23 protein-coding genes are annotated in these 25,873 nt (G+C 65.1%); 8 read left to right on the forward strand and 15 right to left on the reverse strand.

Annotated features, from left to right (window positions below):
• Positions 1–169: 169 nt before the first annotated feature.
• Positions 170–1,204, reverse strand: a complete 1,035-nt coding sequence (locus ABD654_RS03130; protein ID WP_344702189.1) for an RNA-guided endonuclease InsQ/TnpB family protein — start codon at positions 1,202–1,204, stop codon at positions 170–172.
• Between the two features lie 176 nt (positions 1,205–1,380).
• Between ABD654_RS03130 and greB the strand changes: the two genes are divergently transcribed.
• Positions 1,381–1,917, forward strand: a complete 537-nt coding sequence (gene greB / locus ABD654_RS03135; protein ID WP_344702192.1) for a transcription elongation factor GreB — start codon at positions 1,381–1,383, stop codon at positions 1,915–1,917.
• Between the two features lie 79 nt (positions 1,918–1,996).
• Here the strand turns inward: greB and ABD654_RS03140 are convergent, their stop codons facing one another.
• Together ABD654_RS03140 and ABD654_RS03145 are read right to left on the reverse strand one after the other, a co-directional pair.
• Positions 1,997–3,004, reverse strand: a complete 1,008-nt coding sequence (locus ABD654_RS03140; protein ID WP_344702195.1) for a methyltransferase — start codon at positions 3,002–3,004, stop codon at positions 1,997–1,999.
• Positions 3,005–3,047: 43 nt separating this feature from the next.
• Positions 3,048–3,788, reverse strand: coding sequence for a methyltransferase domain-containing protein (locus tag ABD654_RS03145; protein ID WP_344702303.1), 741 nt, complete (start codon positions 3,786–3,788; stop codon positions 3,048–3,050).
• 240 nt (positions 3,789–4,028) lie between these two features.
• Here ABD654_RS03145 and ABD654_RS03150 point away from each other — a divergent pair, with 240 nt between their 5' ends.
• Positions 4,029–4,454, forward strand: coding sequence for a DUF488 domain-containing protein (locus ABD654_RS03150; RefSeq protein WP_344702197.1), 426 nt, complete (start codon positions 4,029–4,031; stop codon positions 4,452–4,454).
• 26 nt (positions 4,455–4,480) lie between these two features.
• Here ABD654_RS03150 and ABD654_RS03155 read toward each other — a convergent pair whose 3' ends face one another.
• From ABD654_RS03155 to ABD654_RS03170, 4 genes are all read right to left on the reverse strand, one after another.
• Positions 4,481–4,864, reverse strand: a complete 384-nt coding sequence (locus ABD654_RS03155; protein ID WP_344702199.1) for a thiol-disulfide oxidoreductase DCC family protein — start codon at positions 4,862–4,864, stop codon at positions 4,481–4,483.
• Positions 4,865–5,009: 145 nt separating this feature from the next.
• On the reverse strand, positions 5,010–6,827 hold the full coding sequence (locus tag ABD654_RS03160) for a monovalent cation:proton antiporter-2 (CPA2) family protein (protein ID WP_344702201.1): 1,818 nt from the start codon (positions 6,825–6,827) through the stop codon (positions 5,010–5,012).
• Positions 6,828–6,905: 78 nt separating this feature from the next.
• Positions 6,906–8,063 (reverse strand): toxic anion resistance protein, encoded by a 1,158-nt coding sequence (locus tag ABD654_RS03165; RefSeq protein ID WP_344702203.1) that lies wholly within the window; start codon positions 8,061–8,063, stop codon positions 6,906–6,908.
• A gap of 32 nt (positions 8,064–8,095) precedes the next feature.
• A complete protein-coding gene (locus tag ABD654_RS03170) occupies positions 8,096–9,034 on the reverse strand; it encodes a cobyrinic acid a,c-diamide synthase (protein ID WP_344702205.1) in 939 nt (312 codons plus the stop codon).
• Positions 9,035–9,162: 128 nt separating this feature from the next.
• Here ABD654_RS03170 and ABD654_RS03175 point away from each other — a divergent pair, with 128 nt between their 5' ends.
• From ABD654_RS03175 to ABD654_RS03190, 4 genes are all read left to right on the forward strand, one after another.
• On the forward strand, positions 9,163–9,438 hold the full coding sequence (locus tag ABD654_RS03175) for a PepSY domain-containing protein (protein ID WP_344702207.1): 276 nt from the start codon (positions 9,163–9,165) through the stop codon (positions 9,436–9,438).
• Between the two features lie 147 nt (positions 9,439–9,585).
• The gene (locus tag ABD654_RS03180; protein ID WP_344702209.1) at positions 9,586–10,779 is read left to right on the forward strand and encodes an NnrS family protein; all 1,194 of its coding nucleotides are present in this window, start codon (positions 9,586–9,588) and stop codon (positions 10,777–10,779) included.
• 57 nt (positions 10,780–10,836) lie between these two features.
• Positions 10,837–11,226, forward strand: a complete 390-nt coding sequence (locus tag ABD654_RS03185; protein ID WP_344702212.1) for a SirB2 family protein — start codon at positions 10,837–10,839, stop codon at positions 11,224–11,226.
• Positions 11,227–11,294: 68 nt separating this feature from the next.
• The gene (locus ABD654_RS03190; RefSeq protein WP_344702215.1) at positions 11,295–11,669 is read left to right on the forward strand and encodes a YbaN family protein; all 375 of its coding nucleotides are present in this window, start codon (positions 11,295–11,297) and stop codon (positions 11,667–11,669) included.
• 26 nt (positions 11,670–11,695) lie between these two features.
• On the opposite strand, the gene scpC is transcribed toward ABD654_RS03190, so the two are convergent.
• On the reverse strand, positions 11,696–13,231 hold the full coding sequence (gene scpC, locus ABD654_RS03195) for a succinyl-CoA:acetate CoA-transferase ScpC (protein ID WP_344702217.1): 1,536 nt from the start codon (positions 13,229–13,231) through the stop codon (positions 11,696–11,698).
• A gap of 274 nt (positions 13,232–13,505) precedes the next feature.
• Positions 13,506–14,480 (reverse strand): malate dehydrogenase, encoded by a 975-nt coding sequence (locus tag ABD654_RS03200; RefSeq protein WP_344702219.1) that lies wholly within the window; start codon positions 14,478–14,480, stop codon positions 13,506–13,508.
• Between the two features lie 225 nt (positions 14,481–14,705).
• Between ABD654_RS03200 and ABD654_RS03205 the strand changes: the two genes are divergently transcribed.
• Together ABD654_RS03205 and ABD654_RS03210 are read left to right on the forward strand one after the other, a co-directional pair.
• Positions 14,706–15,806 carry an efflux RND transporter periplasmic adaptor subunit gene (locus ABD654_RS03205; RefSeq protein ID WP_344702221.1) on the forward strand — a complete coding sequence of 367 codons (1,101 nt, stop codon included), beginning with the start codon at positions 14,706–14,708 and terminating at the stop codon, positions 15,804–15,806.
• Positions 15,806–18,919 (forward strand): efflux RND transporter permease subunit, encoded by a 3,114-nt coding sequence (locus ABD654_RS03210; protein WP_344702223.1) that lies wholly within the window; start codon positions 15,806–15,808, stop codon positions 18,917–18,919. The genes ABD654_RS03205 and ABD654_RS03210 overlap by 1 nt, the downstream gene beginning before the upstream one ends.
• Positions 18,920–18,973: 54 nt before the next feature.
• On the opposite strand, the gene rsd is transcribed toward ABD654_RS03210, so the two are convergent.
• From rsd to hslO, 6 genes are all read right to left on the reverse strand, one after another.
• Positions 18,974–19,447: a sigma D regulator gene (rsd, locus tag ABD654_RS03215; protein ID WP_344702225.1), complete on the reverse strand. Its 474-nt coding sequence runs from the start codon at positions 19,445–19,447 to the stop codon at positions 18,974–18,976.
• Positions 19,448–19,580: 133 nt separating this feature from the next.
• Positions 19,581–20,090: a disulfide bond formation protein B gene (locus ABD654_RS03220; protein WP_344702305.1), complete on the reverse strand. Its 510-nt coding sequence runs from the start codon at positions 20,088–20,090 to the stop codon at positions 19,581–19,583.
• Positions 20,090–21,730, reverse strand: coding sequence for a glutamate--cysteine ligase (gene gshA / locus ABD654_RS03225; RefSeq protein WP_344702227.1), 1,641 nt, complete (start codon positions 21,728–21,730; stop codon positions 20,090–20,092). Before gshA ends, ABD654_RS03220 begins: the two co-directional genes overlap by 1 nt.
• A 166-nt stretch (positions 21,731–21,896) precedes the next feature.
• On the reverse strand, positions 21,897–24,248 hold the full coding sequence (locus ABD654_RS03230) for a Tex family protein (protein WP_344702229.1): 2,352 nt from the start codon (positions 24,246–24,248) through the stop codon (positions 21,897–21,899).
• A 93-nt stretch (positions 24,249–24,341) separates the two neighbouring features.
• The gene (msrB, locus tag ABD654_RS03235) at positions 24,342–24,839 is read right to left on the reverse strand and encodes a peptide-methionine (R)-S-oxide reductase MsrB (RefSeq protein WP_344702231.1); all 498 of its coding nucleotides are present in this window, start codon (positions 24,837–24,839) and stop codon (positions 24,342–24,344) included.
• 141 nt (positions 24,840–24,980) lie between these two features.
• Complete coding sequence (gene hslO, locus ABD654_RS03240) at positions 24,981–25,859, reverse strand: Hsp33 family molecular chaperone HslO (RefSeq protein WP_344702233.1); 879 nt, start codon at positions 25,857–25,859, stop codon at positions 24,981–24,983.
• Between the last annotated feature and the right edge of the window lie 14 nt (positions 25,860–25,873).

The following is a 25,873-nucleotide window of genomic DNA, read 5'->3' on the forward strand; positions in this document are numbered from 1 at the left end:
GTGAGGCTGTTAAAAGATCACTGCTGCACGCAATCTGACACTCCCCGCCCGCCGCGCACTGCGCTTTGGGCGAGGGTTCCCGGGTCACCCCGAGAACCTTCCTGCTTCAACACGCCTTCACTAGACCGTGACGATTAGACCACAGCCCCCGATCCAGTCGCTCCACAGGCTACCCCGCCCGTCCGGCGGTTTCGATATTCCTGGCCGCGTTGATATCGCGGTCAATGGCCTGGCCGCAGCCGTCACAGTGCCAGTGGCGCTGCGATAGCGGCAGCTTTTTGATCTTGTGGCCGCAGTGGTGGCACGTCTTGCTGCTGGGCAGCCACCGGCTGACCTGAATGAGCTGTTGGCCCGCCCAGTCGGCCTTGTAGGCCAGCTGGCGCAGGAACTCGCCCCAGCCGGCATCGCTGATGGCTCTGGCCAGTGTCTTGTTCTTGAGCATGCCGACAATGTTCAACGTCTCGACGCAGATCACTTGGTTTTCGTTGACCAGCGTTCGAGTGGCCTTGTGCATGGCGTCGCGGCGGCAGTCCGCGATTTTGGCATGCAGACGCGCCACCTTGCGGCGCATTTTGTGGCGGTTGTTCGAGCCTCGCTGCTTTTTGCTCAATCGGCGTTGCAGGTAGGCCAGTTTGGCGGCATACCGTTTGAGGTAGCGCGGGTTGCCCGACTTCTGCCCCTGGCTGGTGATGAACAGGTCGGTCAGCCCCAGATCAATACCCACGGTGTTAGGAGAGAACGGCAACGGCTCGGGCGTGAATTCGCACAGACAGCTGATGAAGTAGCGGCCTGCACGGTCGCGTGAAATCGTCACGCTGGACGGGGCGCCGGGCAATGGCCGGCTCCAGCGGATCGGTAGCGGTGTTTTCGTTTTGGCGATAGTGATCTCGCCGTCCCGGTAGCGGAAGGCGGCTCGGGTCAGTCGGATGGATTGCCGGCCATTCTTGGCCTTGAAGCGCGGATATCGCGCCTTGAGCGTCGGATTAAAGAAGTTGTCGAAGGCCGCTTTTTGATCGCGCAGGGCTTGTTGCAGAATCACGCTGGACACGTCCTTCAGCCACGGATATTCCGCCTTGAGGGCCACCAGCCGCTTTTCCGCTGCCGAGTGGGTGAGCGTTTCCCCGCGCTGCTGATACGCTTCGGTGCGATAGGCCAGGGTGTTGTTCCAGACAAAACGCGCGCAGCCAAACGATTGCGCCAGCAAGGCGGCTTGTTCGGGCGTCGGNATGGGGCGATGCTTTACGCGCTGATGAGTAACGGACGCTTGAATATCCTGCCAGCATCAACTTCGCGCCTTGGCACCGCGATTGCGAACCCCTTAAAGTGGCGTTTGGCGTAGAGTAGCGCCCGGCTACCCCCGCGCAGATAAAGAGAGCTTCCATGAAAGGCAGAAACATGACGCGCTGGCGCGATCCGGCCAAGGACCCGCGCCAGCAGCCCAAGAGCAATCTGATCACCGCTGAGGGCGCCCAGCGCCTGCGCGGCATTCTCGACCACCTCGCCCGGGTGAAACGCCCGGCGCTTTCCGCCAAGGTAGGTGAAGCCGCCGCCCAGGGCGACCGCTCGGAAAACGCCGACTACACCTACAATAAAAAAGAGCTCGGGCGCGTGCTGGGGCGCATTCGCTACCTGACCAAGCGCCTTGACGAGCTGCAGGTGGTGGATCGCCTGCCGGCAGATACCGGCAAGGTATTTTTCGGCGCCTTTGTCGAGCTTGAAGACGACAACGGCGAGACGCTTTCGCTGCGCATTGTCGGCCACGACGAAACCGACACGCGCAAGCGCTGGATCAGCGTGGATGCGCCGCTGGCCCAGGCCCTTTTGGGCAAGGCCGTGGATGACGACGTCACCGTAGCGGCCCCCGGCGGCCAGCAGGAATACATTGTCACCGCCGTTCACTACGCGCCGATCACGTAGCGGCGCTTATCAGCGCAAAGCGGCAAAGCCAAGCGTGTGAGCCAGCGGAGTGCGGCGTGCCGGCGCCCGGCCTGCTTCTTTACTGCACCCAGGCGCGATACACCCGAAATCGGCGGTTGTCCGCAAGCACGTCAAACTCGCCAAAGGCGTGACCGAGCGTGGCGGCGTAGGGCAAAAAGGCGTTAGCAACCAGCGCCAGCTGCCCGCCCCGGCCAAGCCGGGCGGGCGCTTCGCGGATCAGCCTGCCGGCCGGGCCGTAGTCAATATCACGCTCCTGGTGAAACGGCGGGTTGCTCACGATCAGATCAAAGCGCGCGTCCGGCTCTAGCCCTGAGTACACATCGCTTGCCAGTACCCGGCCTTCAAGCCCGTTTGCCGCCAGCGTGCGGCGGGTGGCTTCCACGGCAAAGTGATTGACGTCTACCGCCGTCACCTGATGGCCGCGCCGGGCAAGCCAGGCGCTGATGATGCCGTCACCGCAGCCCAGGTCCAGCACCTTCAGCGGCGTTTTCCCCAGCGTGCCGGCCAGCGTTTCCAGCAGCAGCGCGGTGCCTTCATCCACCTTGCCGTGGCCAAACACGCCGGGGTGGCTGGCAAGCGTTAGCTCGCCGGCGGTGAAGCGCTCCCAGGCGGCGTCTGCTGCCGGCTCGGCGGGCCTGCGTGTCTTGCTGACAAACACCGAGCAGCGCCGGGCGCTGTCGCGCTTGTCGCACGCCATGGCCCGCTCAGCAAGCATGTGAGCGGCCCGGCGCACGCCGCCGCCGTGCTCGCCTACTACGGCCAACGGCGTGCCGTGGGGCAGGCTCTGGTTGAGCCAGTCCAGCCACCAGCCGGCCAGCTTCAGCGCCTTGGGCCAGAACAGTACCGCCGCCGGCATCGCCGGCGCCTGCCCAAGCGGCGAGGCAACAGGCTGACCGGCACCGCGCCAGCGCTCAAGCACCGCCTCGTCGGCGCTAACACCGCCTGCGGCGGCGTGCCAAAGCCAGGGGTCGTCCGGCGGCGATATCGCCCAGAAGCCGGCAAAGTCATCATCATGGCAAAACGCATCGCGGTTGAGCAGCTGGCAGCTCGGCGTCTGGGCACTCATGGGCAATCTCTTGTGGTGTGGGTAGCGGTTCCAGGGAGGTGCGCTAGGGCTTGCGCAGGGTATACAGCAAATAGCGGCCCAGCCGCCAGTGGGGTTCCACGCGGCAATAGGCGCGCTCCAGGGCCCAAAGCGTCGCCCGGTCGGCGTCATCGGCTACGGGATCACGCAGATAGTCCTGAAAAATACGGATACCGGCGGTGGCTTCGATCTCCAGCCCGGCGGCGGCGGCAAAACGTTCAACGTCGGCATGGGTCAAAGGCGATACCGGCGTCAGGCGCTTGCCCCGCCCCCAGCCTTCCAGCCGATCGTCCAGCGCCTTTTGCCGGTTGCCCTTGATCACGTTGGCAAAGCGCAGGGCGTCACGGTTAAACACCATCAGGCTTAGCCGGCCGCCCGGCGCCAGCAGCCGGCCGAGAACGGCAAGGGCAGCGCCGGGATTGCCCAGCCACTCCAGCACCGCATGGCACACCATCAGCGGCCAGGGGCCGGGCGCGCGGGCTTCCAGCGCCTGCAGCGGCGCTTGCAAGTAGTCAATACGCTCGGCAAAGGGGGCATCGGCAAACGCGCGGCGGGCGTACGCCAGCATATCGGCAGACGGCTCGGCAAGGGTTACCGCATGGCCGCGCCGGGCAAGCCAGGCCGCCTGCTGGCCCAGGCCGCCGCCCACGTCCAGCGCCGGCTGGCCGTCCAGGGGGAGCATCTCGGGCATAAGCGTTTCGAGCAGAGCCAGGCGCAGCGCACCGCGCGGGGCGCTGTACAGCGAGCGTGCGAACTTGTCGGCCATGCCGTCAAAGTAACGATCGCCCTCGGGCGTCAGCTCAGCGGCTTTTTCTGGGGCGTAATGGGTGGATGTCACGCGTTCAGGGCTCGCATCAAAAACAAAGGCGGTAGCGCACCAGACTATGGCCTCGGCGCGCCACCATCAAGGCAAAGCACCGCTGGGGCGCGCTAAACGCCCGGTCCGGGGTTTGCTAGACTGTGCCGCAAATCGGCAACGGCCTGTAAGAAACAAGGAGAAGGCACAGTGAGCTACTCGATTGCGCTAAAGCGCGTATATGCCCCCATCGAGGCGGAAGACGGCGCCCGGGTGCTGGTGGATCGCCTTTGGCCCCGGGGCAAGGCCCGCGAGGCGCTCGCACTCAGCGCCTGGCACCCGGAAACGGCGCCTTCAAACGCGCTGCGGCGCCAGTACCGTCGCAACCAGCGCAGTCACGCAGCCTTTGCTACCCGCTATCGCCTGGAGCTTGCCGAAAGCGACACCCTGCTGCTGTCACTGATGCGCTTTGCCCGGGCCGGGCGCTTGACGCTTTTGACCGCTACCCGGCGCATTGAGGATTCGCACCTGCCGGCCCTGCGCGAAAGCCTGCTGCAGGCGCTGGAAAACGAAGACGCGCGCGACCGCGAGCCGCCGGCCTCCCCGCCCTGCTACGCCGATGAGCTGAATCGGTAAGGCCGCCGCCGGCACAGCCCTTGCGCTCAGGAAGGCAGGCGCCCTTCCCGCGCCAGCCGCCGGCGCACCCAGCGTTTGTACAGCGCGGTCAGCACGGGCTTGACGCCCGGCAGCGCCATGATGAACGCGGCCGGGCGCAGGCGCGGAACACGCTTCATCAGCAGCACGTAGGCGTCAATGCCGGCGTAAAGACGCCCCTGGTCGTCTTCCAGGTGCAGCGACATCAGCGCCACGTCGGGGTCCACACCGATATCGCGCAGGCGCTCGCCGTACTCGTTGAGATCGCACCAGCGCACCGAGTCGCCGGCTTCGCCGGCCCAGCGCTCGTAGCGGGCTCGATCACGCCGGCAGATCGGGCAGGCGCCGTCGTAGTACACGTAAAGCGGTGATAACGCCTTGCTCTGGCTCATGGCTCCTCCTTGCGATGTTCAGCTCGCCGCCGGCGCGGCGGCCGTTGCCCCCACCATAAGCCGACACGCCGGCAATGCAAAACGCCGGCCCCACGCGGGCTGTACCCTGGCGGGCCGGCTGATCGCCGCCCGGCCAGACAGCGGCTCAGCTGCGCGGCGCCGGCGCCTCAAGGGTGCCCGGCGTCAAACTTTCCGCATCGGCCTGAAAAAGCTCCTGCAGCTCGCGGTTGGCCTGCGCGTGGCTTTGCGGCTGCTGCTGCTCTTCGCGCGAGGCTTCCATCTGCCGGGCCAGGGTATACTCGTCGTGTTGCCGAAAGGTCTCAATGGTGTGCCGGGCAATGTCATCTTCAACGCCAAGCTCCAGCAAAACCCGCCGCGTCATTTCCAGGCTCGACAGCAGCAGCTCGCGAATCACCCCGGAGACCCCCAGCCGCATCAGCTGCTGGGCATGGTAGCGGTCCCGCGCTCGGGCCAATAGCCTGGCCCGGGGGAAGCGCCGCCTAATCAGGCTCGCCACGCGGATGGACATATCCACCTCGCCTACCGCAAGCACCAGCAGGTGCGCGCGCCCGGCACCGGCCGCCTCCAGAAGATCCAGTCGCGAGGCGTCGCCGAAATACACCTCATGGCCGTAGCGGCGGACAAAATCCACGCGCTCCGGATCGCTGTCCAACACCGTAAAGGGGATCTGCAAGTTCTGCAGCACCCGGCCGACCACCTGGCCGAAGCGGCTGAATCCGATGATCAGCACACGCGGCCGGTGGTGCTCCGGGCGGTCGTAGTCGCGCGCCGGCTTCTTTTTATGCGCCAGCAGCCCAGAGCGCAGCGCCAGCGCGTTGATCAGCGGCGCCAGCGCAATGGAAAGCGATACGATCAAAATCAGCGTATCGACCAGCGCGGCATCCATAACGCCGGCGGCCAGCGCGGTGGAAAACAGCACAAAGCCAAATTCGCCGCCGTGCCCCATTAAAATGCCCAGCCGCAGGCCCACACGCCAGGGCCGGCGAAATAGCCGCGTGGCCAGCAGCAGCATGAAAAACTTGACCACAAACAGCCCGAGCACCAGCAGCAAAATGCGCAAGGGCTCTGCCAGCAACAGCTCGACCTGAGCGGTCATCCCCACCGCCATGAAGAAAAGCCCCAGCAAAAGCCCCTTGAACGGCTGAATGTCCGCCTCGATAGCCGGGCGATACTCTGAATCCGCCAGCAGCACGCCGGCCACAAAAGCGCCCAGCGCCATGGATAGCCCGGCCTGCTCCATCAGCAATGCCGCCCCCAGCACGACCATCAGAGCCGCGGCAAGAAACATCTCGCGGCTGCGCATCCTGGCGACCTGGTGGAAAAACGGGCGCAGCAGATAGCGCCCGCCAAAAATCAATACCGCCAGCGCACCGATGCCCAGCCCTACATCCTGAAAAGCGGACGCAGCCCCTCCGTCAAGGGCGCTGTCAGCGCCGAGAAAAGGAATCAGCGCCAGCAGGGGAATCGTGGCCATATCCTGAAACAATAGGATGGAAAAGGCATAGCGGCCCTGGCGGCTTTGCAGCTCGCCGCCCTCGCCGAGAAGCTGCAGCACCAGCGGCGTCGAACTCAGGCCCAGACCAAAGCCCACGATCAGCGCCGCCGTCGGCGCCAGCCCCAGCCACCAGCCCATCAGCGCAATGGCCAGACTGGCGGTCACAAGCTGCAGGCTGCCAAAGGCAAAAACCGCCTGGCGCATCAGCTTCAGCCGTGAGAGCTTAAGCTCCAGCCCGATGATAAACAGCAAAAAAACAATGCCGATCTGGGAAAACCCCAGCACCTGCTCGGGATCAGGCACCAGACCAAGCACCGACGGGCCAATGGCCACGCCTGCCAGCAGGTACCCAAGCACCTCGCCCAGCCCCAGCCATTTGCACAGCGGCACAACCGCCACCGCCGCCACCAGAAACACCAGGGCGGAATACGTCAGTCCAGCATCCACGGGCACCTACTCCCCAATAACGATCGTCCCAATAACGCTCGCCTCAATGACGACCGCGCTCACGATACGATGCGCCGGTTACAAAGGGCCGGGGCGGCGCTTAATCGCCTCCCCGCCCCGGCGAGAGAGCGCGTCCAGACGGCTGACCTGTTCTGCCAGCTGCGGCAGCGCTTCGCGACGATAGCGGGCCACATCGTCAATGGCTACCAGAACGTCGTCAAAGGCCTGTTCGAGCTTTTGCATATCCAGCATCGCCGATCCGGCGCGGGCCTGAATATCCGCGCCCGAACGGCGCAGCGCCCCGGCAGTGCCGGCAATCATGTCGGCAGTGGTGGCGTTGAGCGCCTCAATCTTGTCCAGCACCAGCCGTTGGTTGGCCAGCCCCAGCGCCACGGTTACCGCCACGCTCAGCGCCGAGACGGTGACGTTGATGGCTCTGTCGACCCCGCGCATCAGCTCGCGGTTGTTGCGAATCAGCACTTCCAGCGCCAGCACGCCCTGCTGGCTGACCGATAGCTGCTGGCGAAGATCAACCACGCGCTGGCGCAGCGGGAAAAGCAGCTCTTCTTCGATAAAGCGCCGCTCGGTATCTTCCGCCGGCAGCGCTTCGGCGCTTCTCACCAGGCGCTGATCGATCAGCTGGCCAAGTTCAATCTGCTCCTGGAGCTTTTCCGCGGCGTCTTCCAGCGCCTGCTGATCGTCTGCCAGGGTGAGATTGTCACGGCCCAGCCGATCCTTTCCCGACTCCAGCTCGTGGATGATCGCGTCCAGCGCCTGCTGGGCATTTTCGTACTTGTGAAAATAGCGCGCCAGGCCGGTGCTCATGCCGGGAATAAACGCGAGTACGCGGTCAAGGCCGCGCCGGGAAAGCCGGTGGTGCTGGGGGTCAAGCTCACGCATGCGGCGCTTCAGCCCGGTCAGCGCCTGAACCACCGGCCCGCCTTCTTCGCTCTGTTCGGCAAGGGTGCGCATGGGCGTTTTAAGCAGCTCACTTTGATAGGCGGCCTGGCGCTGGGCGTCGCTTCCCAGCTCGTCTATATAGCGGCGCCGGGTCTGGCGCTCGTCGCTGTGGGCCAGCAGCGCATCGGCAAAGCGCGCGGCCCGGTCCGCCAGCGATTCGTGGCTGGATACAGCGCTTGCAGATGCGCCAGCGGACCGGCGTTTCAGCTCGGCGGCCACGTCTTCTGCCGGCGGCAGATAGAGCGCCTGGCGGCGAGCATCGTGTGGCGTTGGCATGGATCAGGGGTCCTTTTTGTACAAAGGGGCCTTCAGCGGCGGCCGTAGCGCGGCGCCGCGTCGGCGAAGCGTTGCAGGTCGGCCAGCGCCCGGTCTGCGCTCACGGACGCCTGCGGGCGGCGCGTATCCACCCGGGCCATGGCCACCGCCATGTTGTCCAAAGCGGTCAGCGCGGTTTCGTTGCGCCCGCTAAGCGCACGCAGCTGCCGGCGGGTATCTTCCACCAGCGCCAGGCGACGCTTCAAGGCCAGATGCTCCGCCGGGCTCAGCCGCTCGCCTTCGTGGGCCAGCCGCCGGCGCACGGCGTCGGCGTCGATGCCGGCCATGCCGCTGGCCTGAGAGGCCATGGCGACCAGGTTGTCCACCGCGGTAAAACACACCTCGGCGACCAGTGAACGGGCGCGCTCGAAAGCCAGCTCGCCGACGTCGAAGCGCTCCAGCAATACCGCCATCGCCTTGCGGTAGCGGCCATACAAACGGTCGGCCTGCTCGGCAAGTGCCGGCTGGCGAGCCGCCAGCAGCCGCTTTTTGGCATCGCACAGCGCCAGGGTCACGTCGTCGGCATCCGGCGGCGGGGCGTTCGGATCAAGGCGTTCCTCGCCGCTTTCCCGCGCCTGACGGGCCTGCTCGGCCCGGCGCTCTGCTGCCTTCTGTTCGTGCCGGGCTTGCGCGCGCCGCTGCCGGCGCTTTGTTTGCCATTTGCGCCCGCGGCGCTCCAGCGGGATCGCCACGGCCACCGCGACAAGCCCTGCCAGCCAGCCGCTCAGCGAAGGCCCAAAGCCGCCCCACAGCGAGGTCAGCCACAAAAGCCCGGCCACAAACGGCACGGCAAGCCCGTAGCGGCCCAGCGCCTGCAGGCGCGTGGGTCGCAGCGTGCCCAGAGCACGCTGCGGGCTTGCCAGGCCGATGACCAGCCAGGGCAGACAGGAAAGAAACAGCCCGTACGAGAAACCTTGCAGAAATGCCAGCATGCGTCGTCAAGCCCGATCAACAGACAGGCCAACAGTGTAAAGGTTGATTAAGTTTCGCGTAAGTTTGGCGTGTTTGGATAACGGGTATGCCAACCGGCATGCATTGTGAATCGACAAGGAGAACGAGTATGAAAATGCATTCAATCGCCGTGACCGGTGCGGCCCTGCTGTTTGCCGGTGCCGCCGTTGCCGGCCCGCAGTGCACCGAGGCGCCCGAGGCTGACTGGCTTTCCCAAAACGCCATGAAACAAAAGCTGGCCGACCAGGGCTACACCGTTGACAGGTTCAAGGTCACCGACGGCAGCTGCTACGAGATTTACGGCAAAGACAAAAAAGGTGTGAAAGTCGAGATCTATTTCAATCCGGTCAACGGCGAGATCGTGGAAGAGCATCGCAACGAGTGATGCCCGAAAAACCAGTGCGGCGCCCCGGGATCGCTGATGGTTGGCCATTCAGCGCGGTGCCGCTGCACGTTGACGCAGGTCATGCGTTTTTGATGAGTTTTTCGTATGCTGGCCGCATACCCCAGTAAACTCGTCAGGAATCGCCCCATGAAGGAATCCGCCCTGCTCCGCCGCCTGCCGCTGATGCGGCTGGCATTCCGCCCTTTTTTCCTGCTGGGCGCTGTGTTCAGCGTGCTGGCCTTGCTGGCCTGGCTGGCATTTTGGCACGGCAATCTGTGGCTTTCGCCCTACGGCGGCATGTTCTGGTGGCACCCGCACGAAATGCTGTTTGGCTTTGGCAGCGCCATTATCGTTGGCTTTTTGCTCACCGCCGTGCAGAACTGGACCGGCCGGCCGGGGCTGAGCGGCTGGCCGCTGGCCGGGCTGGCCGGGCTGTGGCTCGGGGCGCGCGTGCTGCTGGCCTACGGCGGCTCGCTGCCGCCGGCGCTGCTGTTCACGGTGGACGTGGCTTTCCTTCCTCTGGCAGCGCTGGCCATGGCCCGGCGCGTCGTTGCCGTGCGCATGTGGCGCAACCTGGCGTTTGTGCCGCTGCTGGTCGCGCTGGCCTGCGCCAACGCCGTTATGCACCTGGGCGCGCAGCAGGGCGACGGCGCGCTGATGCGTGAGGCCAGCCACTCCGCCATGCTGCTGATCGTTTTGCTGATGGCGCTGCTCGGCGGGCGGGTGATTCCGTTTTTCACCTCGCGCAAGCTCGGCATTGAACAGCCCGCACGGCTGCGCTCGCTGGAAATCGCAAGCCTGGGCGGTCTTGTCGCGGTGCTGGTGCTGCAAATCTTCTCCGCTGCGGGGCTGGGAATCGCCCACGCACTGCTCGTTCCGGCGCTGCTGGTGGCCGCTACGGCCAACGCCTGGCGGCTGTCGCGCTGGTATCACGTCGACATCCTGCGCGAGCCGCTGCTGTGGGGGCTGCATGCCAGCTATGCGTTTATTGTACTGGGGCTAGTGCTGTGGGCCATCGAGCACGCCGGCGGCCAGCGGGTAGAAACCGCGCTGCATGCGCTGGCCATCGGCGGCATGGGGACCATGATGCTTTCCATGATGTCTCGGGTATCGCTTGGGCACACCGGCCGCATTATTCGCACGCTGCCGGGAATCGGGGTGGCGCTGGGGTTAATGCTGGCCGCCGCGCTGATGCGCTCGCTGTGGCTGTGGCTGTACCCGCAAACCAGCCACTGGGTCTATACGCTGACGATTATCGCGTGGTGTATCAGCTACTTTGTTTTTATCCTGTACTATGTGGTTCCTCTGCTGCGCGCACGGCCTGACGGCAAGGCCGGCTAACCGACACCGCCGGCACCGCCGGCAGCGGGCACACACTGATTTCAGGAACAACGCATTATGGAAAGCTATACAGCCGTTAAACACCTGCACGTAAGCGCCGCCTATCTGAGCGTTATGTTTTTTGTGCTGCGGGCGTTTTGGTCGGTCAATGAAAACAGCGTGCTCAAGGCACGCTGGGTCAAAGTTGCACCGCACGTTATCGATACCGCGCTGCTGACGTTCGGCGTGGCTCTCGCGGTGATGCTGAACTTCTGGCCGCTGCCGGGCTGGCTGACGGCCAAGATCGCGGCGCTGATTGTGTATATCGTGCTGGGCACCGTTGCCATCAAGCGCGGCGCCACGCCCACCGTGCGTGCCTCTTTTGCCGTTGCCGCGGTGATGGTCTTTGCCTACATGCTGGGGGCGGCCAACCAGCACAGCGCACTCTCTTGGCTTGCCGCCATGTAAGCGGCTCGCGACTTAACGTTTAAACTGCGCAACTCCCCTTTCAAGGAGGCGCGTCAAGGAGGCGCGGTATGCGTTTTACTCCCATCGCCTGGTGCGCGCTGGCGTATCTTTGTATCGGCCTGGGGACTGCCGGCATCGTGTTGCCGCTGCTGCCTACCACGCCGTTTTTGCTGCTGGCTCTGTGGGCGGCCACCAAGGGCTCGCCCAGACTTGCCCGCTGGCTGCTTGAACATCCGCGCTTTGGCCCTTACCTGTACGCTTGGCGCGAACAGCGGGCAATTCCTCCCCGGGCCAAGATCACGGCCTATGTGCTGCTGACCTTGAGCTTTGTCACGCTATGGCTGGGCGGCGCTCATCCGTGGCTTCTGGCCGCGCTGGCGCTTTTGTTCAGCGGCGTGGCCGCCTTTATCGCCACCCGTCCGGATGCCGCCAGGGCCCCTTGAGGCCCCGGCGGCGAGCACCGCGCTACCTACACGGCGTCGGCGGTTTCTTCGCTGCGAAAGCGACGCATATGCCCGTGTTCTTCCATGGCGATATGCCAGCTCAGCGCCTGCTCCAGGCAGTGCGGAGTGTGGCCGCCGCGCTTGCAGGCATCGGCGAAGTAGCGGCGCAGCGCCGGGCGGTAGGAGGGATCCACGCAGCGTTCAATGATCTGCACCGCGCGCTCCCGCGGGGCCAGCCCGCGCAGATCGGCCAGGCCGTGCTCGGTCACGAAAATGTCCACGTCGTGCTCGGTGTGGTCCACATGGCTGACAAAGGGCACGATGCTGGAAATATCCCCTCCCTTGGCCAGCGATTTGGTAATGAAAACCGACAGCTGCGCGTTGCGGGCAAAATCGCCGGAGCCGCCGATGCCGTTCATCATCTTGGTGCCGCCAACGTGGGTGGAGTTGACGTTGCCGTAAATGTCCATTTCCAGCGCTGTGTTGATGGCGATGATGCCCAGCCGGCGAATAATCCCCGGATGGTTGGAAAGCTCCTGGGGCCGCAGTATCAAACGGTCACGGTAGCGTTCGATATCGTTCCACACCCGTTCGCCGCAGCGCTCTGAAAGCGTAATCGAGCAGCCCGAAGCAAAGTCCAGCTTGCCGCTGTCCAGCAGCTCAAAGGTCGAATCCTGCAGCACTTCAGAGTACATGGTCAGGTGCTTGAAAGGGCCTTCGGCCAGCCCGCTCACCACCGCGTTGGCCATGTTACCGATACCCGCCTGCAGCGGCAGCAGCGCCGGTGTTAAACGGCCGATTTCCACTTCATCGGCAAAAAAGCCGATCAGGTGCTCGGCGATACGCCGGGTATCGTTGTCCGGCGGCTGCACCGTGGAGGGGCTGTCCTTGCCCTGGGTGATCACAATCGCCGCGACGCTATCGGGATCGATCGGTATATACGGCGTGCCGATGCGCGAATCGGGCGCTACCACCGGAATCGGCGTGCGCGTGGGGCGCATCTGGGGAATATAGATATCGTGCAGCCCCTCCAGCGCCGCCGGCGAATCCAGGTTCAGTTCGATGATGACCTTGTCGGCCAGTATCGCATAGCTGGCCGAGTTGCCTACCGAGGTTGTCGGCACGATGTAGCCTTCTTCGGTAATCGCGCAGGCCTCGATGACGGCAACGTCCATCTCGGCCAGCTGGCGATTGCGCAACAGCTCTACCGTCTCGGACAGATGCTGGTCCATAAACATCACGCTACCGTCGTTAATCGCCCGGCGCAGGGTAGCGTCGACCTGAAACGGCATGCGCCGGGAAAGCGCGTTGGCCTCGGTCAACAGCTTGTCCAGGTCATTGCCCAGCGACGCGCCGGTCATCAGCGTGATGGCAAGCGGCTCGTTGTTGGCCCGCTCGGCCAGCGCCCGGGGCACGGCCTTGGCTTCCCCGGCTCGGGTAAAGCCGCTCATGCCCACGGTCATGCCGTCTTCAATCAGCGCAGCGGCTTGTTCAGCGGTACGCAGCCTGTCGCGCCAGCGGGGCCAGCGGCAGCGCTCATTGACCATACCCTCGTCAAACATGGAACTCTCCTTCAGCAGACACGTCGCAACGGCATCCGGGCCTGCCCCGCTGCCGCTTCGCGCCGCATCATGCCACGCCAAAGCGCCCAACGGCGCGTTTCACGACCAAAGTTGCACGTGCTGCGGGTTTCGCGGACTAAAAGCCAGACAAAAAAATGGCGTCGGCGAACTCAGCTGCACCCCGGTGGCCGGATGCAAACATCCAGCGTTCGGGGTGCAGTTCAGTAGCGCCCGGCGGGGTTTCAGGCGGGATTTCAGGCGAGGCTACAGGCCATCAGCCCAGCAGATGCGCCACGGCGCTGCGCTCTTCGCGCAGCTCATTTTCGGTGGCCTGCATTTTTTCCCGGCTGAAGGCATCGATGTCAAAGCCCTGGACGATGGCGTAGTGTCCGCCCTGGCAGCGCACCGGGAAGGAATAGATGATGCCCTCTTCGATGCCGTAGCTGCCGTCGGCGGGCACTGCCATGCTGACAACGGCGTCGCAGCCAAGCGCCCAGTCGCGCATGTGGTCAATGGCCGCAGAGGCCGCCGAGGCGGCTGAAGACGCACCGCGGGCCTTGATGATGGCCGCGCCGCGCTGCTGGACGGTGGGGATAAAGTCGTTTTCGTACCAGTCGCGCTCCACCAGCTCCAGCGCCGGCTTGCCGTCCACCTGACACTGGGCGATATCCGGGTACTGGGTCGCGCTGTGGTTGCCCCAGATGATCAGATTTTCCACGTCGTTGACGTGTTTGCCGGTTTGCTGGGCCAGCTGCGTCAAAGCGCGGTTATGATCCAGTCGGGTCATTGCGGTAAACTGGCCGGCGTCGAGATCCGGGGCGTTGCACGAGGCAATCAGCGCGTTGGTGTTGGCCGGGTTGCCAACGACCAGCACCTTGACGTCGCGGCTGGCGTAGTCGTTGAGCGCCCGGCCCTGAGCGGAGAAAATCGCCGCGTTGGCCTCAAGCAGGTCCTTGCGCTCCATACCCGGCCCGCGCGGGCGTGAGCCGACCAGCAGTGCGAAGTCGGCATCCTTGAACGCAACGTTGGCGTCATCGCTTGCCACGATATCGTGAACCAGCGGGAAAGCGCAGTCGTTGAGCTCCATGACCACGCCGTTCAGCGCTTCCATCGCCTGGGGAATTTCCAGCAGCTGGAGTATGACAGGCTGATCCGGCCCCAGCATGTCGCCTGCGGCAATGCGGAAAATAAGCGAATAGCTGATCTGGCCGGCGCCGCCGGTAATCGCAATACGTACGGGATCTTTCATCATCACTCCTTGTGTATTTTGCCTTGGGGTAGCCGCGGCAAACGGCGCTGCCCTGTCCGGATGTTATGCGCCGTCGATGCAAAACACAATCAACCCCGGGCCATACCTTGGCCGCACACAGTTGCGCTCGCACCCGGCTATCGGGCAGGCTAAAGCGCGTTTACGTTGGCGTTCTCGTGCCGGCCGCATACCCGCGCCGCACACTGACCGAGGGACACCGAGTCCATGCGGCAACCCCGATTTTCACAACTGCCTTTTTCCTACGTGCTGGCAAGCCTTCTGCTGCTCGCCTTGGTGGTATGGCTGGCGCTGGGCGACTTCGACGCTTTTCGCCGCGACGCCCCCGCTGACACCGCCGGCAACGCCCGGGCCACCCGCGTTGAAACCCGCCGAATCGAAGCCGTTGACTATACCCCGGTGCAGGTCATACAGGGCGCGCTCGAAGCGCAGCGCGAAGTGGCGCTGCGAGCCAACGTCGCAGGCTTTGTGCAGGAAAAGCCCGTCGCCCAGGGGCAGCATGTCACCCGGGGAGAAACCCTGCTGGTGCTGGACAGCGACGCCCTGCCCGAGCGCCTGGCAGAAGCGCGCGACAGCCTTGAGCTGGCCCGGGCCGAGCTTGCCGGGGCCGAAAAGCTGCGCCGGCGCGAGCTGATTTCCCGCCCCGAGCTGCTGCGCCGGCGCGCCGCACTCACGCAAAACGTAGCCGACGTGGCCCGGCTGGAGAAACAGCAGGCGGACATCCGCCCCGACGCCCCCTTTGCCGGCACGGTGGATCGCATCAGCGTCGAGCTGGGCGAGCTTTTGCAGCCCGGCGAACAGTGGGGACGGCTGGTCGCCGACGAAACGCTGACCGGCACCGGCTGGGTTTCCCAGCAGGACGTGGCCCCGCTGGCAGAAGGCCAGCGCGTCACGGCCCGGCTGCTTGACGGCGCTACGCTCAGCGGCACGCTGACCCATGTGGCCCGCCGCGCCGCCGAAGACACCCGCAGCTTTTACATAGAAGTCACGCTGGACAATCCCCGGCGACGGCGCCTGGCAGGTGCCAGTGCCGAATTTACCGTGGCCCTGCCCGCTCGCCGGGTGCACACCTTTTCGCCGGCCCTGCTGCGCCTGAGCGATCAGGGCACGCTTAGCGTGCGCCACGTAGACGACGACGGCCGGGTGGCCCAAACCAACGTTGAGCTGGTCAGCGCCGATACCCGCCAGGCCTACGTCACCGGTTTGCCCGACCCCACCCGGCTGATCACCCTGGGCGCCGGGCTGGTAGCGCCGGGCGAACGGGTCAACGCCGTGGCCGCAGACACCACCGAACGAGATGAGCGCTGATGCACCGTCTAATCGCTGCGGCCATGACCTACGCGCGCACCACGCTGATGCTGCTTGCCGGGCTTTTGCTGGCAGGCATCGCCGCCTGGCAGGTCATTCCCAAGGAAGCCAATCCCGACGTCACCATTCCCATTATCTACGTTGCCATGGCGCTGGAGGGCGTCAGCCCCGAAGACGGCGAGCGGCTTTTGATTCGCCCCATGGAACAAGAGCTTCGCGGCATTGAAGGGCTCAACAAATTCACCGCTCAGGCAAGCCAGGGCCACGCCTCGATCACGCTTGAATTCGACGCCGGCTTTAACGCCGACACCGCGCTGTCTGACGTTCGCGAAAAGGTGGATATCGCCCGCAGCAGCCTGCCCAACGAGGCCGAAGAGCCCCGGGTCAACGAGGTCAACGTTTCCGAGTTCCCGGTGCTTACCCTGGGGCTTTCCGGCCAGCTCGGCCTGCGCGAACGGATGACCGTGGCCCGGCGGCTGAAAGACGAAATCGAAGGCATTGCCGATGTGCTGGAAGTCGACATCGCCGGCGAGCGTGACGATTTGCTGGAAATCGTCGTCGATCCGCTGGTGCTGTCAAGCTATCGGCTGGACTTTGACACCCTGCTCAGCCGGGTGCGCAACAACAATCGCCTGGTCGCCGCCGGCAGCCTGGACACCGGCGCTGGGCGCACCCCGCTCAAGGTGCCCGGCATCATCGAAGACCTTGACGATGTGATGAACATGCCGATCAAGGTGGAAAGCGATCGCGTGATCACCTTCGGCGATGTGGCCTGGATTCATCCCACCTTCAAAGATCCCGACGGCTTTGCCCGCATTGCCGGCCAGCCTGCCCTGGTGCTGGAAATCTCCAAGCGCGCCGGGGCCAACATCATCGCCACCATCAACGCCGTCGACGAGCTGATGGAAAGCGCCCGCGACACGCTGCCCGACGCGCTCAGCGTGACTACCATTCTCGACCAGTCGACCACCGTCGAAGACATGCTCGGCGAGCTGTTGAACAACGTGCTCACCGCCGTGGTGCTGGTGCTTATTGTGGTCGTTGCGGCCATGGGCTGGCGCACCTCGCTGCTGGTGGGGCTGACCATTCCCGGGGCGTTTCTCACCGGCATCATGCTGATCTGGGCGCTGGGGTTTACGCTCAACATCGTGGTGCTGTTTGCCCTGATTCTGGTCGCCGGCATGCTGGTGGACGGCGCCATCGTGGTCAGCGAGCTGGCCGATCGCCACCTGCGCGACGGCATGGCGCCGCACGACGCCTGGCTTGCCGCGGCCACGCGCATGAGCTGGCCGGTCATCGCCTCCACCGCTACCACCCTGGTGGTGTTTTTGCCGCTTTTGTTCTGGCCCGGCGTGGTCGGCCAGTTCATGAAATACCTGCCGGCCACGGTGGTGCTGTGCCTGCTGGCCTCGCTTGCCATGGCGCTGGTCTTTCTGCCGACGCTGGGCCGCGTCTTCACCCGCCGCGGCGCCGCCGAAACGCCAGCCCACAGCGGTGCTGCGACGACAACGTCTTTCGGTCGCGGCTATCGCCGCATGCTCGCACGCCTTTTGCGCCACCCCGGCTGGGTGGTGTTCATTGCCGTGCTATTGATGGGCGTGGCCTACAGCGGCTATGCGCGCTTCAATCACGGGGTCAATTTTTTCCCCAGCGTCGAGCCCGACAGCGCCCAGGTGCTGGTGCGCGCCCGGGGCGATTTCTCCGCCGAGGAAACCGACGCCATTGTGCGCCGGGTAGAAAAGCGGCTGGGCAACATGGCCGAGGTCGAGGCCATGTACGCACGCTCCTTTGCCGTGCCCAACGAGCAAATGGGCAACGACGTTATCGGCGTTTTGCAGTTTCAGTTCATCGACTGGCACCGGCGCCGCCCGGCCCGAGCCATCCTTGACGACATGCTCAGACGCACCGCCTCGCTGCCCGGCATTGTGCTGGAGACGCAAGAGCAGGAAATGGGCCCCACCAGCGGCAAGCCCGTGGTCCTTGAAGTCAGCGCCGCCGAGCCTGACAAGGCCAGCCAGGCCGTGGACCGGCTCAAGCGTGCCATGCGTGAGCTGGGCGGCTTTGTCGATATTGAAGACAACCGCAGCCTGCCGGGCGTGGAATGGCGTATCAAGGTCGATCGCGAGGCCGCCGCCCGGCTGGGCGCCGACGTTACCGCCGTGGGCAGCGCCGTGCAGCTTTTGACCAACGGGCTGAAGGTAGCCGAATATCGCCCGCCCACCGCCAACGACGAAGTGGACATTCGCGTACGCCTGCCCGAAGGCTGGCGTTCGCTTGACCAGCTTGAACGCCTCACGCTCAACACGCCGCGCGGCCAGGTGCCGATCACCCACTTTGTCGATATCGGCCCGGCCCCCCGGGTCGGCACGCTCAACCGCATTGACGGCCGGCGGGCCATCACCGTCAAGGCCGAGCTGGCGCCGGACGCGCAGTCCGCCGAGCGCCTGGACGCGCTGTTTACCGACATGGACGGCGCGCTGCCCGACGGCGTGCGCATCAACGTTGCCGGCCAGCAGGAAGACCAGCAGGAAGCCTCGCAGTTTCTGGTCAGCGCCTTTGGCGTGGCCATCGGCCTGATGGCGCTGATTCTGGTGACCCAGTTCAACAGCTTCTATCAGGCCGCACTGGTGCTGTCGGCCATTGTGTTTTCCACCGCCGGGGTGCTGATCGGGCTGCTGGTCACCGGGCAGGCCTTCGGCATTGTGATGGTGGGCATGGGGATTATTGCCCTGGCCGGCATCGTGGTGAACAACAACATCGTACTGATCGATACCTACAACGCGCTGCGCCGGGGCGGCGAGCGCGGCCACGAGCCGCTGGCCCCGGCCGCAGCGGCGCTGGAGGCCGGGTGCCTGCGCCTGCGCCCGGTGCTGCTGACGGCGATTACCACGGTGCTGGGGCTAATGCCTATGGTGCTGGGCATCAACGTCAATCTGATGGCGCCGGCGCTGGGCATCAACGCGCCGTCGACCCAGTGGTGGGGGCAGATGTCCAGCGCCATTGCCGGCGGGCTGACCTTCGCCACCGGGCTGACGCTTTTGCTGACGCCGTGCATGCTAACGCTGGGCGACCGGCGCAAGGAAAGAAGTGGCACAGCAGCAAGAAATTGGTAACACCACAATAGAAGCGCACTTCCGTGCGCGAAGGCAGGCCGCAGGGCCCGCCTGCTACGCTACCGGGCTGTTGACCGCGTGGAGCCGAGCAATCAGCTGATCTTCCAGAGCAAAACGCTCGGTGAGCCCGCGGGCCAGGCGGTCGAGCCAGGCCGGCAGGCGCGCCAGGTTCTGCTGGCAGCGCACCGGGCTGGAATAGTCTTCATCGAAGGCCAGCGCCAGCTCGGTGGACATCTCCAGACGCTCCAGCAGCTTGCCGGCAAGCACCAGCGCGGCCTGATCGCCGAAGGCGCGGGCCTCTTCGCCCAGCTGCGGATAGACGGTGAAATGCCCGGCGCTGATGTAGTCCAACAGGCGCTCGCTGAAGGTATCCAGCCGCGCCTTGTCGATCTCCGTCAGGTCAACGTCGCAGGCCCCCTTCAGCGCCATGAAGCTCTCCAGCAGCGCCTTGCGTTGCAAAAGCCAGCGGTCGATTACCTCGTGTACGCCGCCCCAGCGCTCCAGGGCATTTTTGCAGTTTTCCAGCATCGCCAGTCTCCTTTCCGAGCGTGGCCTGTTGCGGACTTGCCTTGCGGCCGCATCGCCCTGCCCCGGCAGCAACGGCCTGTGAGCAAAGACTCGCTTTTCCCCGTGCCGCTGTCAATTGCCCGGGGCATGCCTTTCAACGTGTCAAAGCGCGCCGCAGCATGGCTAGCGGCAGTGCCGCCAGCACGATAAAACCTGCCAGCGTCCAGGCCGGCAGCGACAGGCCGAGAAACGCCGCGTCAACGCTTGCGCACTCGCCGGAGCCGGACAGCACCGTGGCGACGACCTCCTGCATGGGCAGCACGTCAATCATGTAGTCAAGCCCCGGGCCGCAGCTGGGTACCTGGTCGGCCGGCAGCGACTGCAGCCAGACGTGGCGCCCGGCGACAAAACCGCCCCCGGCCACGGCCGCAAGCGCCAGCAGCGAATAAAGGCCGCGCCCCACGCGCCCGGCCGGGTTGTGCACGGCGGCCGCGGTCAGCGCAAGCCCGGCGGCGATAACCCCTATCCGCTGAAACACGCACAGCGGGCAGGGCTCAAGCCCGCCGATATGCTCAAGGCCCAGCGCTACGGCCATCATCAGCGTACATAGCGCCACGCCTGCCAGGGCCAGCCGGCGGAAAGTGGCAACGCTGTGCACCGGCATCACGGGGCGTCCCCGGCGCCTAGCGGCGTTACCGCCCGGGACTGGCGGGCCCGGGCGAAATAGTCGGCGAGAAAGTCGTCAAAGCCGGGCTCATCGGCGGCGTCCATTTCACGCTGCTGCTGGCGCGAGGTCACCGCCTGCTCTTCCAGCAGGGCTTCCCGGGTAGTCGTGGCCGGCTGGCGGCGCAGCATATCGGCCTGCTCTTGCGCCAGCGCCATGACCACGTCAGCAAAGGAGCCGCCGTGTTCGCGCAGCCGTGCCAGCAGCCGCGCCGACGGCGTCAGAGCGGCGTCCTGCAGGCGCGGTGCCAGCGCGGCAATCGCGTCCAGATGCGGGGTGGCGTCTTCGGCGGCGTCCAGCAGCTCAGCGACCGGCTGCATCTCGGTCATAATCTGCTCGCCCCATTCGCGCAGGCCGATGTCAGCACCGCTTTTGTTCAGGCGCAGCGCCGGGTCACGGCCGCGCTCCACGACCAGCCGGCGGTTGTCGTCAAGGTGGTCACACTCATCATCGGAAATCCACGGGCTTTCGCTTAGCAGACACCACATGAGAAAGGTATCCAGAAAGCGCATCTGAGGCTCGCTCACGCCCAGCGGCTCGAAAGGATCAAGGTCCAGGCAGCGAACTTCGATGTACTCCACGCCCCGGGCTTCCAGCGCCTGGCTTGGCGTTTCGCCGGCCTGGGCGACGCGCTTGGGCCGAATATCGCTGTAGTATTCGTTTTCGATCTGCAGGATGTTGGCATTGAGCTGGCGCCATTCGCCGTCCACCTTCACCCCCTTGGCCTGGTAGTCCGGCCAGGGCGTGGAAATGGCGTTGCGCAGCGTGTTGACGTAGTTCGACAGCGAGTTAAAACAGATCTTGAGCTGCTCTTGCACGGTGTTCTGATAGCCCAGATCCGACATGCGCAGCGTGGTGGCGTAGGGCGCTATATAGGTCTCCTCGCCCAGCGGCTCAAGCTTGGCCGGCACGCGTTTGCCGTCGAGAAAGCTCTTGTCGATGGCAGGCGAGGCGCCAAACAGATACAGCAAAAGCCAGCTGTGGCGGCGAAAGTTGCGAATCAAGCCGAAATAGCGCGTCGAGCGATAGTCGCTGAGTGCGGTATCGCTCTGGCCTTCAATCGCGCGCAGGGCCTGCCACATTTCATCGGGCAGCGAGACGTTGTAGTGCACCCCGGCAATGGCCTGCATGATGCGCCCGTAGCGCACGTCCAGCCCGCGGCGATAGACGTGCTTCATCAGCCCGGAGTTGGAGCGGCCGTAATCGGCAATGGGCACGCTATCGTTGCCCGAAAGCCGGCACGGCATGCTTGCCGGCCAGATCCACTCGCCTTCCAGATGGCGGTAGCTGTAGGCGTGCAGATCACCCAGAAACGCCAGCGCTTCCCGGGGCTCGCTGAGCACCGGGGTGACGTACTCCAGCAGCGCTTCAGAATAGTCGGTGGTGATGTGCGGGTGCGTCAGCTTCGAACCCAGCGCCCGGGGATGGGCGGTTTGGGCGATATGGCCACTCGCCTCCACGCGCAGCCCTTCTTTCTCGATGCCTCGGCGCAGCCGGCCAAGACGTCCGTCACGCGCGGCCGGCAGCAGCTGTGTAAGGCGCTGGCTCAGCGTGGACGGCACGGTGAGTGGTTCAGACAAGGGGTGCACTCCCAGTTAAGCGGCCCGCCGTCGCGGGCCTGAATGCCTGTGTAGCGAACCCGCCGTCGCGGGCCTGCATAAAAGCGGCGGGCTGTGCCAGGGCTCAGGCACAGCCGCAAAAAACACGCGTAAGATAGGACGCCGGGCAGGCAACATTCAAGCGCGCCTAGCGCCCGTTTTTGGCTTTTAGCAGCGCCGCCCCCAGCGCGCCTACCTCGGCGTCCGGTTTGCCCTCGCGCTTGCGTCGGGGGCGCGGCGGGGCCTTGTCCTTGCCTGCCCGGCCGCGATCGGCCCCGGCATCAACGTCGCCGGGCGCGTCGTCCAGGCGCATGGAAAGCCCCACGCGCTTGCGCGCAATGTCGACGCTCATGACTTTTACCCGGACGATATCGCCGGCTTTGACCACGCTGCGCGGGTCCTCCACAAAGCGATGGGAAAGCGCGGAGATGTGCACCAGGCCATCCTGATGCACGCCGATATCCACAAAGGCGCCGAAGTGGGTAACGTTGGTGACGCTGCCTTCCAGCACCATGCCCGGTTCAAGGTCGTTCAGGGTTTCCACGCCTTCGCGGAACTCGGCGGCCTTGAACGCCGGACGCGGATCGCGGCCGGGTTTGTCCAGCTCGGCCAGAATATCGGTGACGGTGGGCACGCCGAAGCGCTCGTCGGCCAAGTCTCTGGGGTTGAGCGCCTTGAGGGTGGCGCTGTCGCCGATCAGCCCTTTGAGCTGGCGGCCGCTCTGGCGGGCAATGCGCTCTACCAGCGGGTAGGCTTCGGGGTGCACGGCGCTGGCGTCGAGCGGGTTGTCGCCGCCGGTGACGCGCAAAAACCCCGCGCACTGCTCAAACGTCTTCGGCCCCAGGCGGTTGACGTCAAGCAGCGCTTTACGGCTGTTGAACGCCCCGCGCCGGTTGCGCTCGGCGACGATGTTGTCGGCAAGCGTCGACGACAGCCCTGCCACCCTTGAAAGCAGCGCGCCGGAGGCGGTGTTCAGATCCACCCCAACGGCGTTCACGCAGTCTTCGATCACCGCTTCCAGACTTTTTGACAGCTGCAGCTGGGAGACGTCGTGCTGATACTGGCCCACGCCGATGGACTTGGGCTCGATCTTGACCAGCTCGGCCAGCGGGTCCTGCAGGCGCCGGGCGATGGAGACCGCGCCGCGCACGGTCACGTCCAGGTCGGGAAGCTCTCGGGAGGCATACTCCGAGGCCGAATATACCGAGGCGCCGGCCTCGGACACCATGACCTTGCTCAGCGGCTGCGAGGCCGACAGCGCCTTGACCAGCTCGCCGGCGAGTTTGTCGGTTTCGCGGCTGGCAGTGCCGTTGCCCACGGCGACAAGTTCCACGCCGTGCTGTTTGACCAGACCGGAGAGCACCTCCAGCGACTCGCGCCATTGGTTTTTCGGCGCGTGGGGGTAGATCGTGGTATGAGCCAGAAACTGCCCGGTGGCGTCCACCACTGCCACCTTGCAGCCGGTGCGCAGGCCCGGGTCGATGGCCAGGGTGATCCGGGGCCCCGCCGGCGCGGCCAGCAGCAAGTCTTTCAGGTTGGCGGCGAACACGTCAATGGCGGTACGCTCGGCCTGCTCGCGCAGCCGGCCCAAAAGCTCGGTTTCCAGCGAAGTGTAGAGTTTCACCCGCCAGGTCCAGCGCACGACTTCGGCCAGCCACTTGTCGCCGGGGCGCTGGTCTTTAGCCTCGGGGGAAAGCGTAATCCCTGCCTGCTTGGCAATGGCCAGCTGGGCCGGATGAATCGGCGCCTCGTCTTCGCCGGGCAGGCGGATCGCAAGACCGAGAACGCCCTCGTTGCGCCCGCGAAACATCGCCAGCGCCCGGTGAGACGGCACGCCGGCGAGCTTTTCGTCGTGCTCGAAGTAGTCGGCAAACTTGGCGCCTTCCTGCTCTTGGCCGTCCAGCACCCGGGCGGAGAGCTCGCCTTCCTGCCACAGCCGCTCGCGCAGCCGGCCGATGAGCTCGGCGTCTTCGGCAAAGCGCTCCATCAGGATCTGCTTGGCGCCGTCGAGTGCGGCCTTGGCGTCTTCCACCGCCGGCGTTTCGCCCTCGGCCGGACGCAGATAGGCCTCGGCCTCGGCGGCCGGGTCCAGGCCAGGGTCGGCCAAAAGCGCATCGGCCAGCGGCTCCAGGCCGGCCTCACGGGCCATCTGGGCTTTGGTGCGGCGCTTTTTCTTGTACGGCCGGTACAAATCTTCCAGCCGCTGCTTGGTGTCGGCGGCGGCAAGCTCGGCGCTCAGCGCAGCGGTCAGCTTGCCCTGTTCGTCAATCGCGGCGATGATCGTTTCGCGGCGCTCGGCAAGCTCGCGCAGGTAGCGCAGACGCTCGTCCAGGCGCCGCAGCTGGGTGTCGTCCAGCGCGCCGGTGACTTCCTTGCGATAGCGAGCGATGAAGGGCACCGTGGCGCCTTCGTCCAGCAGGCCAATCGTGGCGGCTACCTGACCGGGGCGTACGCCCAGCTCTTCGGCCAGGCGTTGGGTAATGCGCGAATTGACGTCCATATATCGCAGTTAACTCATGCAGCAATGAAGAGGGGCACAAGGTACCACACTCGCCCGCACCCCGCTTTCCCCCGCTGCATGATGGCCGCCAAGCTAGGCGGGCACAAAGCGCAGCGCCGCACCGTTGTTGCACCAGCGCAGGCCGGTGGGCTCCGGGCCGTCTTCGAAGATATGGCCCTGGTGGCCGCCGCAGCGCGCGCAGTGATACTCGGTGCGCGGCCACACCATGCTGAAGTCCAGCTCGCTGAGCAGGTGGCCTTCGATGTGACGGAAAAAGCTCGGCCAGCCGGTGCCGGAATCAAACTTCATGGCGGTGGTAAAAAGCGCCAGATCACACCCTGCACAGCGAAATTCGCCGTCGCGGGTTTCGTCGTTGAGCGGGCTGGAAAACGGCTTTTCGGTATCGTTTTCTCGCAGTACGCGATAGGCCTTGTCCGAGAGGCGTTCGCGCCACTCGGCCTCGGTCAGCTCGAGCGGCTCGATATCGTCGGCGGCGGTCAGATCCACGCTCGGGTAGCCAAACGACACCCCGGGAAGCGCGGCGGTAACGCCGGTGAGACCGGCAAGGCCAAGAAAATGGCGACGTTTCATAAGCGGCTTTCTCATTGTATGGGTGATCAAGCGCCACTCTACCACCGACCCTTTACGCCGGTGCCAATAGAAAAGGCCAATGTACAACCATGAGCCACGTTAATACCGAAAGCGTCGGCCGGCATTCAAGATGCGAAGGGCTCAGTGCACCGTGGGCGACGGGGCGTCCGGGTCGCCGTCGAGCAGGGCTTCCACGTCGGCGGCGGCGTAGTGATAGCGCGAATGGCAGAAATGGCACTGGGTGTCGATGGCCCCCTGCTCGCGGACGATGCTGCGCAGCTCCTCGGCGCCCAGGCTCAACAGCCCGTTGGCCATGCGCTCCCGGGAGCAGGTGCAGCCAAAGGCCAGCGCCTTGGGCGCAAACACGCGCACGGTTTCCTCGTGGTAGAGCCGATACAGCAGCTCGCGCTGCTCAAGACGTAAAAGCTCTTGCGGCTTGAGGGTGTCGGCGAGCGTGACGCTGCGCTCCCAGGCGTCCACGTCCTGGTTTTGCGCCTGGCGCGGCAGGCGCTGAAGCAAAAGCCCGCCGGCGCGCTTGCCGTCCGCTTCAAGCCAGATACGGGTGGCCAGCTGCTCGGACTGGCTGAAGTAGGCTTCCAGGCACTGGGCAAGCGTGGGGTGATCCAGCGCCACAACGCCCTGATAGCGGTTGCCCTCGCGCGGGTCCAGCGTAATCACCATCTGGCCTTCTCCCACCAGCTCACGGAACCCGGCGTCTGCGTCCGGCAGCGCAGCGTCTTCGGCGACCCGGGCAACCGCGCGCAGCTCACCGCCGGGGTTGGACTCGGCCATCAAAAGCGAAAGCGCGCCCTCGCCGCGCACCTCAAGGGTCATGATGCCGTCGAGTTTGACAGTATCGGTCAATAGCGCCACTGCGGACAAAAGCTCGCCCAGCAGCGCGTTGACCGCCGGCGGGTAGGCGTGACGGCTGAGCACGTCGCTATAGGCGTTTTCCAGCGTGACGATTTCACCGCGCACGTTGGTGTTATCAAACAAAAAGCGTTGTATCTGATCGCTCATGGCACTCGCTTATC

Origin of the sequence: Halomonas cibimaris, from assembly GCF_039537045.1 — a bacterium.
GTDB classification, from domain to species: Bacteria; Pseudomonadota; Gammaproteobacteria; order Pseudomonadales; family Halomonadaceae; genus Vreelandella; species Vreelandella cibimaris.

Bases quoted from the DNA above. Each gene is read 5' to 3' on its own strand.
- greB (WP_344702192.1), top strand. From the start codon at position 1,381: ATGAAAGGCAGAAACATGACGCGCTGGCGCGATCCGGCCAAGGACCCG.
- ABD654_RS03140 (WP_344702195.1), bottom strand. From the start codon at position 3,004: ATGAGTGCCCAGACGCCGAGCTGCCAGCTGCTCAACCGCGATGCGTTT.
- ABD654_RS03145 (WP_344702303.1), bottom strand. From the start codon at position 3,788: ATGGCCGACAAGTTCGCACGCTCGCTGTACAGCGCCCCGCGCGGTGCG.
- ABD654_RS03155 (WP_344702199.1), bottom strand. From the start codon at position 4,864: ATGAGCCAGAGCAAGGCGTTATCACCGCTTTACGTGTACTACGACGGC.
- ABD654_RS03165 (WP_344702203.1), bottom strand. From the start codon at position 8,063: ATGCCAACGCCACACGATGCTCGCCGCCAGGCGCTCTATCTGCCGCCG.
- ABD654_RS03170 (WP_344702205.1), bottom strand. From the start codon at position 9,034: ATGCTGGCATTTCTGCAAGGTTTCTCGTACGGGCTGTTTCTTTCCTGT.
- ABD654_RS03175 (WP_344702207.1), top strand. From the start codon at position 9,163: ATGAAAATGCATTCAATCGCCGTGACCGGTGCGGCCCTGCTGTTTGCC.
- ABD654_RS03180 (WP_344702209.1), top strand. From the start codon at position 9,586: ATGAAGGAATCCGCCCTGCTCCGCCGCCTGCCGCTGATGCGGCTGGCA.
- ABD654_RS03185 (WP_344702212.1), top strand. From the start codon at position 10,837: ATGGAAAGCTATACAGCCGTTAAACACCTGCACGTAAGCGCCGCCTAT.
- ABD654_RS03190 (WP_344702215.1), top strand. From the start codon at position 11,295: ATGCGTTTTACTCCCATCGCCTGGTGCGCGCTGGCGTATCTTTGTATC.
- scpC (WP_344702217.1), bottom strand. From the start codon at position 13,231: ATGTTTGACGAGGGTATGGTCAATGAGCGCTGCCGCTGGCCCCGCTGG.
- ABD654_RS03200 (WP_344702219.1), bottom strand. From the start codon at position 14,480: ATGAAAGATCCCGTACGTATTGCGATTACCGGCGGCGCCGGCCAGATC.
- ABD654_RS03205 (WP_344702221.1), top strand. From the start codon at position 14,706: ATGCGGCAACCCCGATTTTCACAACTGCCTTTTTCCTACGTGCTGGCA.
- ABD654_RS03210 (WP_344702223.1), top strand. From the start codon at position 15,806: ATGCACCGTCTAATCGCTGCGGCCATGACCTACGCGCGCACCACGCTG.
- rsd (WP_344702225.1), bottom strand. From the start codon at position 19,447: ATGCTGGAAAACTGCAAAAATGCCCTGGAGCGCTGGGGCGGCGTACAC.
- ABD654_RS03220 (WP_344702305.1), bottom strand. From the start codon at position 20,090: ATGCCGGTGCACAGCGTTGCCACTTTCCGCCGGCTGGCCCTGGCAGGC.
- ABD654_RS03230 (WP_344702229.1), bottom strand. From the start codon at position 24,248: ATGGACGTCAATTCGCGCATTACCCAACGCCTGGCCGAAGAGCTGGGC.
- msrB (WP_344702231.1), bottom strand. From the start codon at position 24,839: ATGAAACGTCGCCATTTTCTTGGCCTTGCCGGTCTCACCGGCGTTACC.
- hslO (WP_344702233.1), bottom strand. From the start codon at position 25,859: ATGAGCGATCAGATACAACGCTTTTTGTTTGATAACACCAACGTGCGC.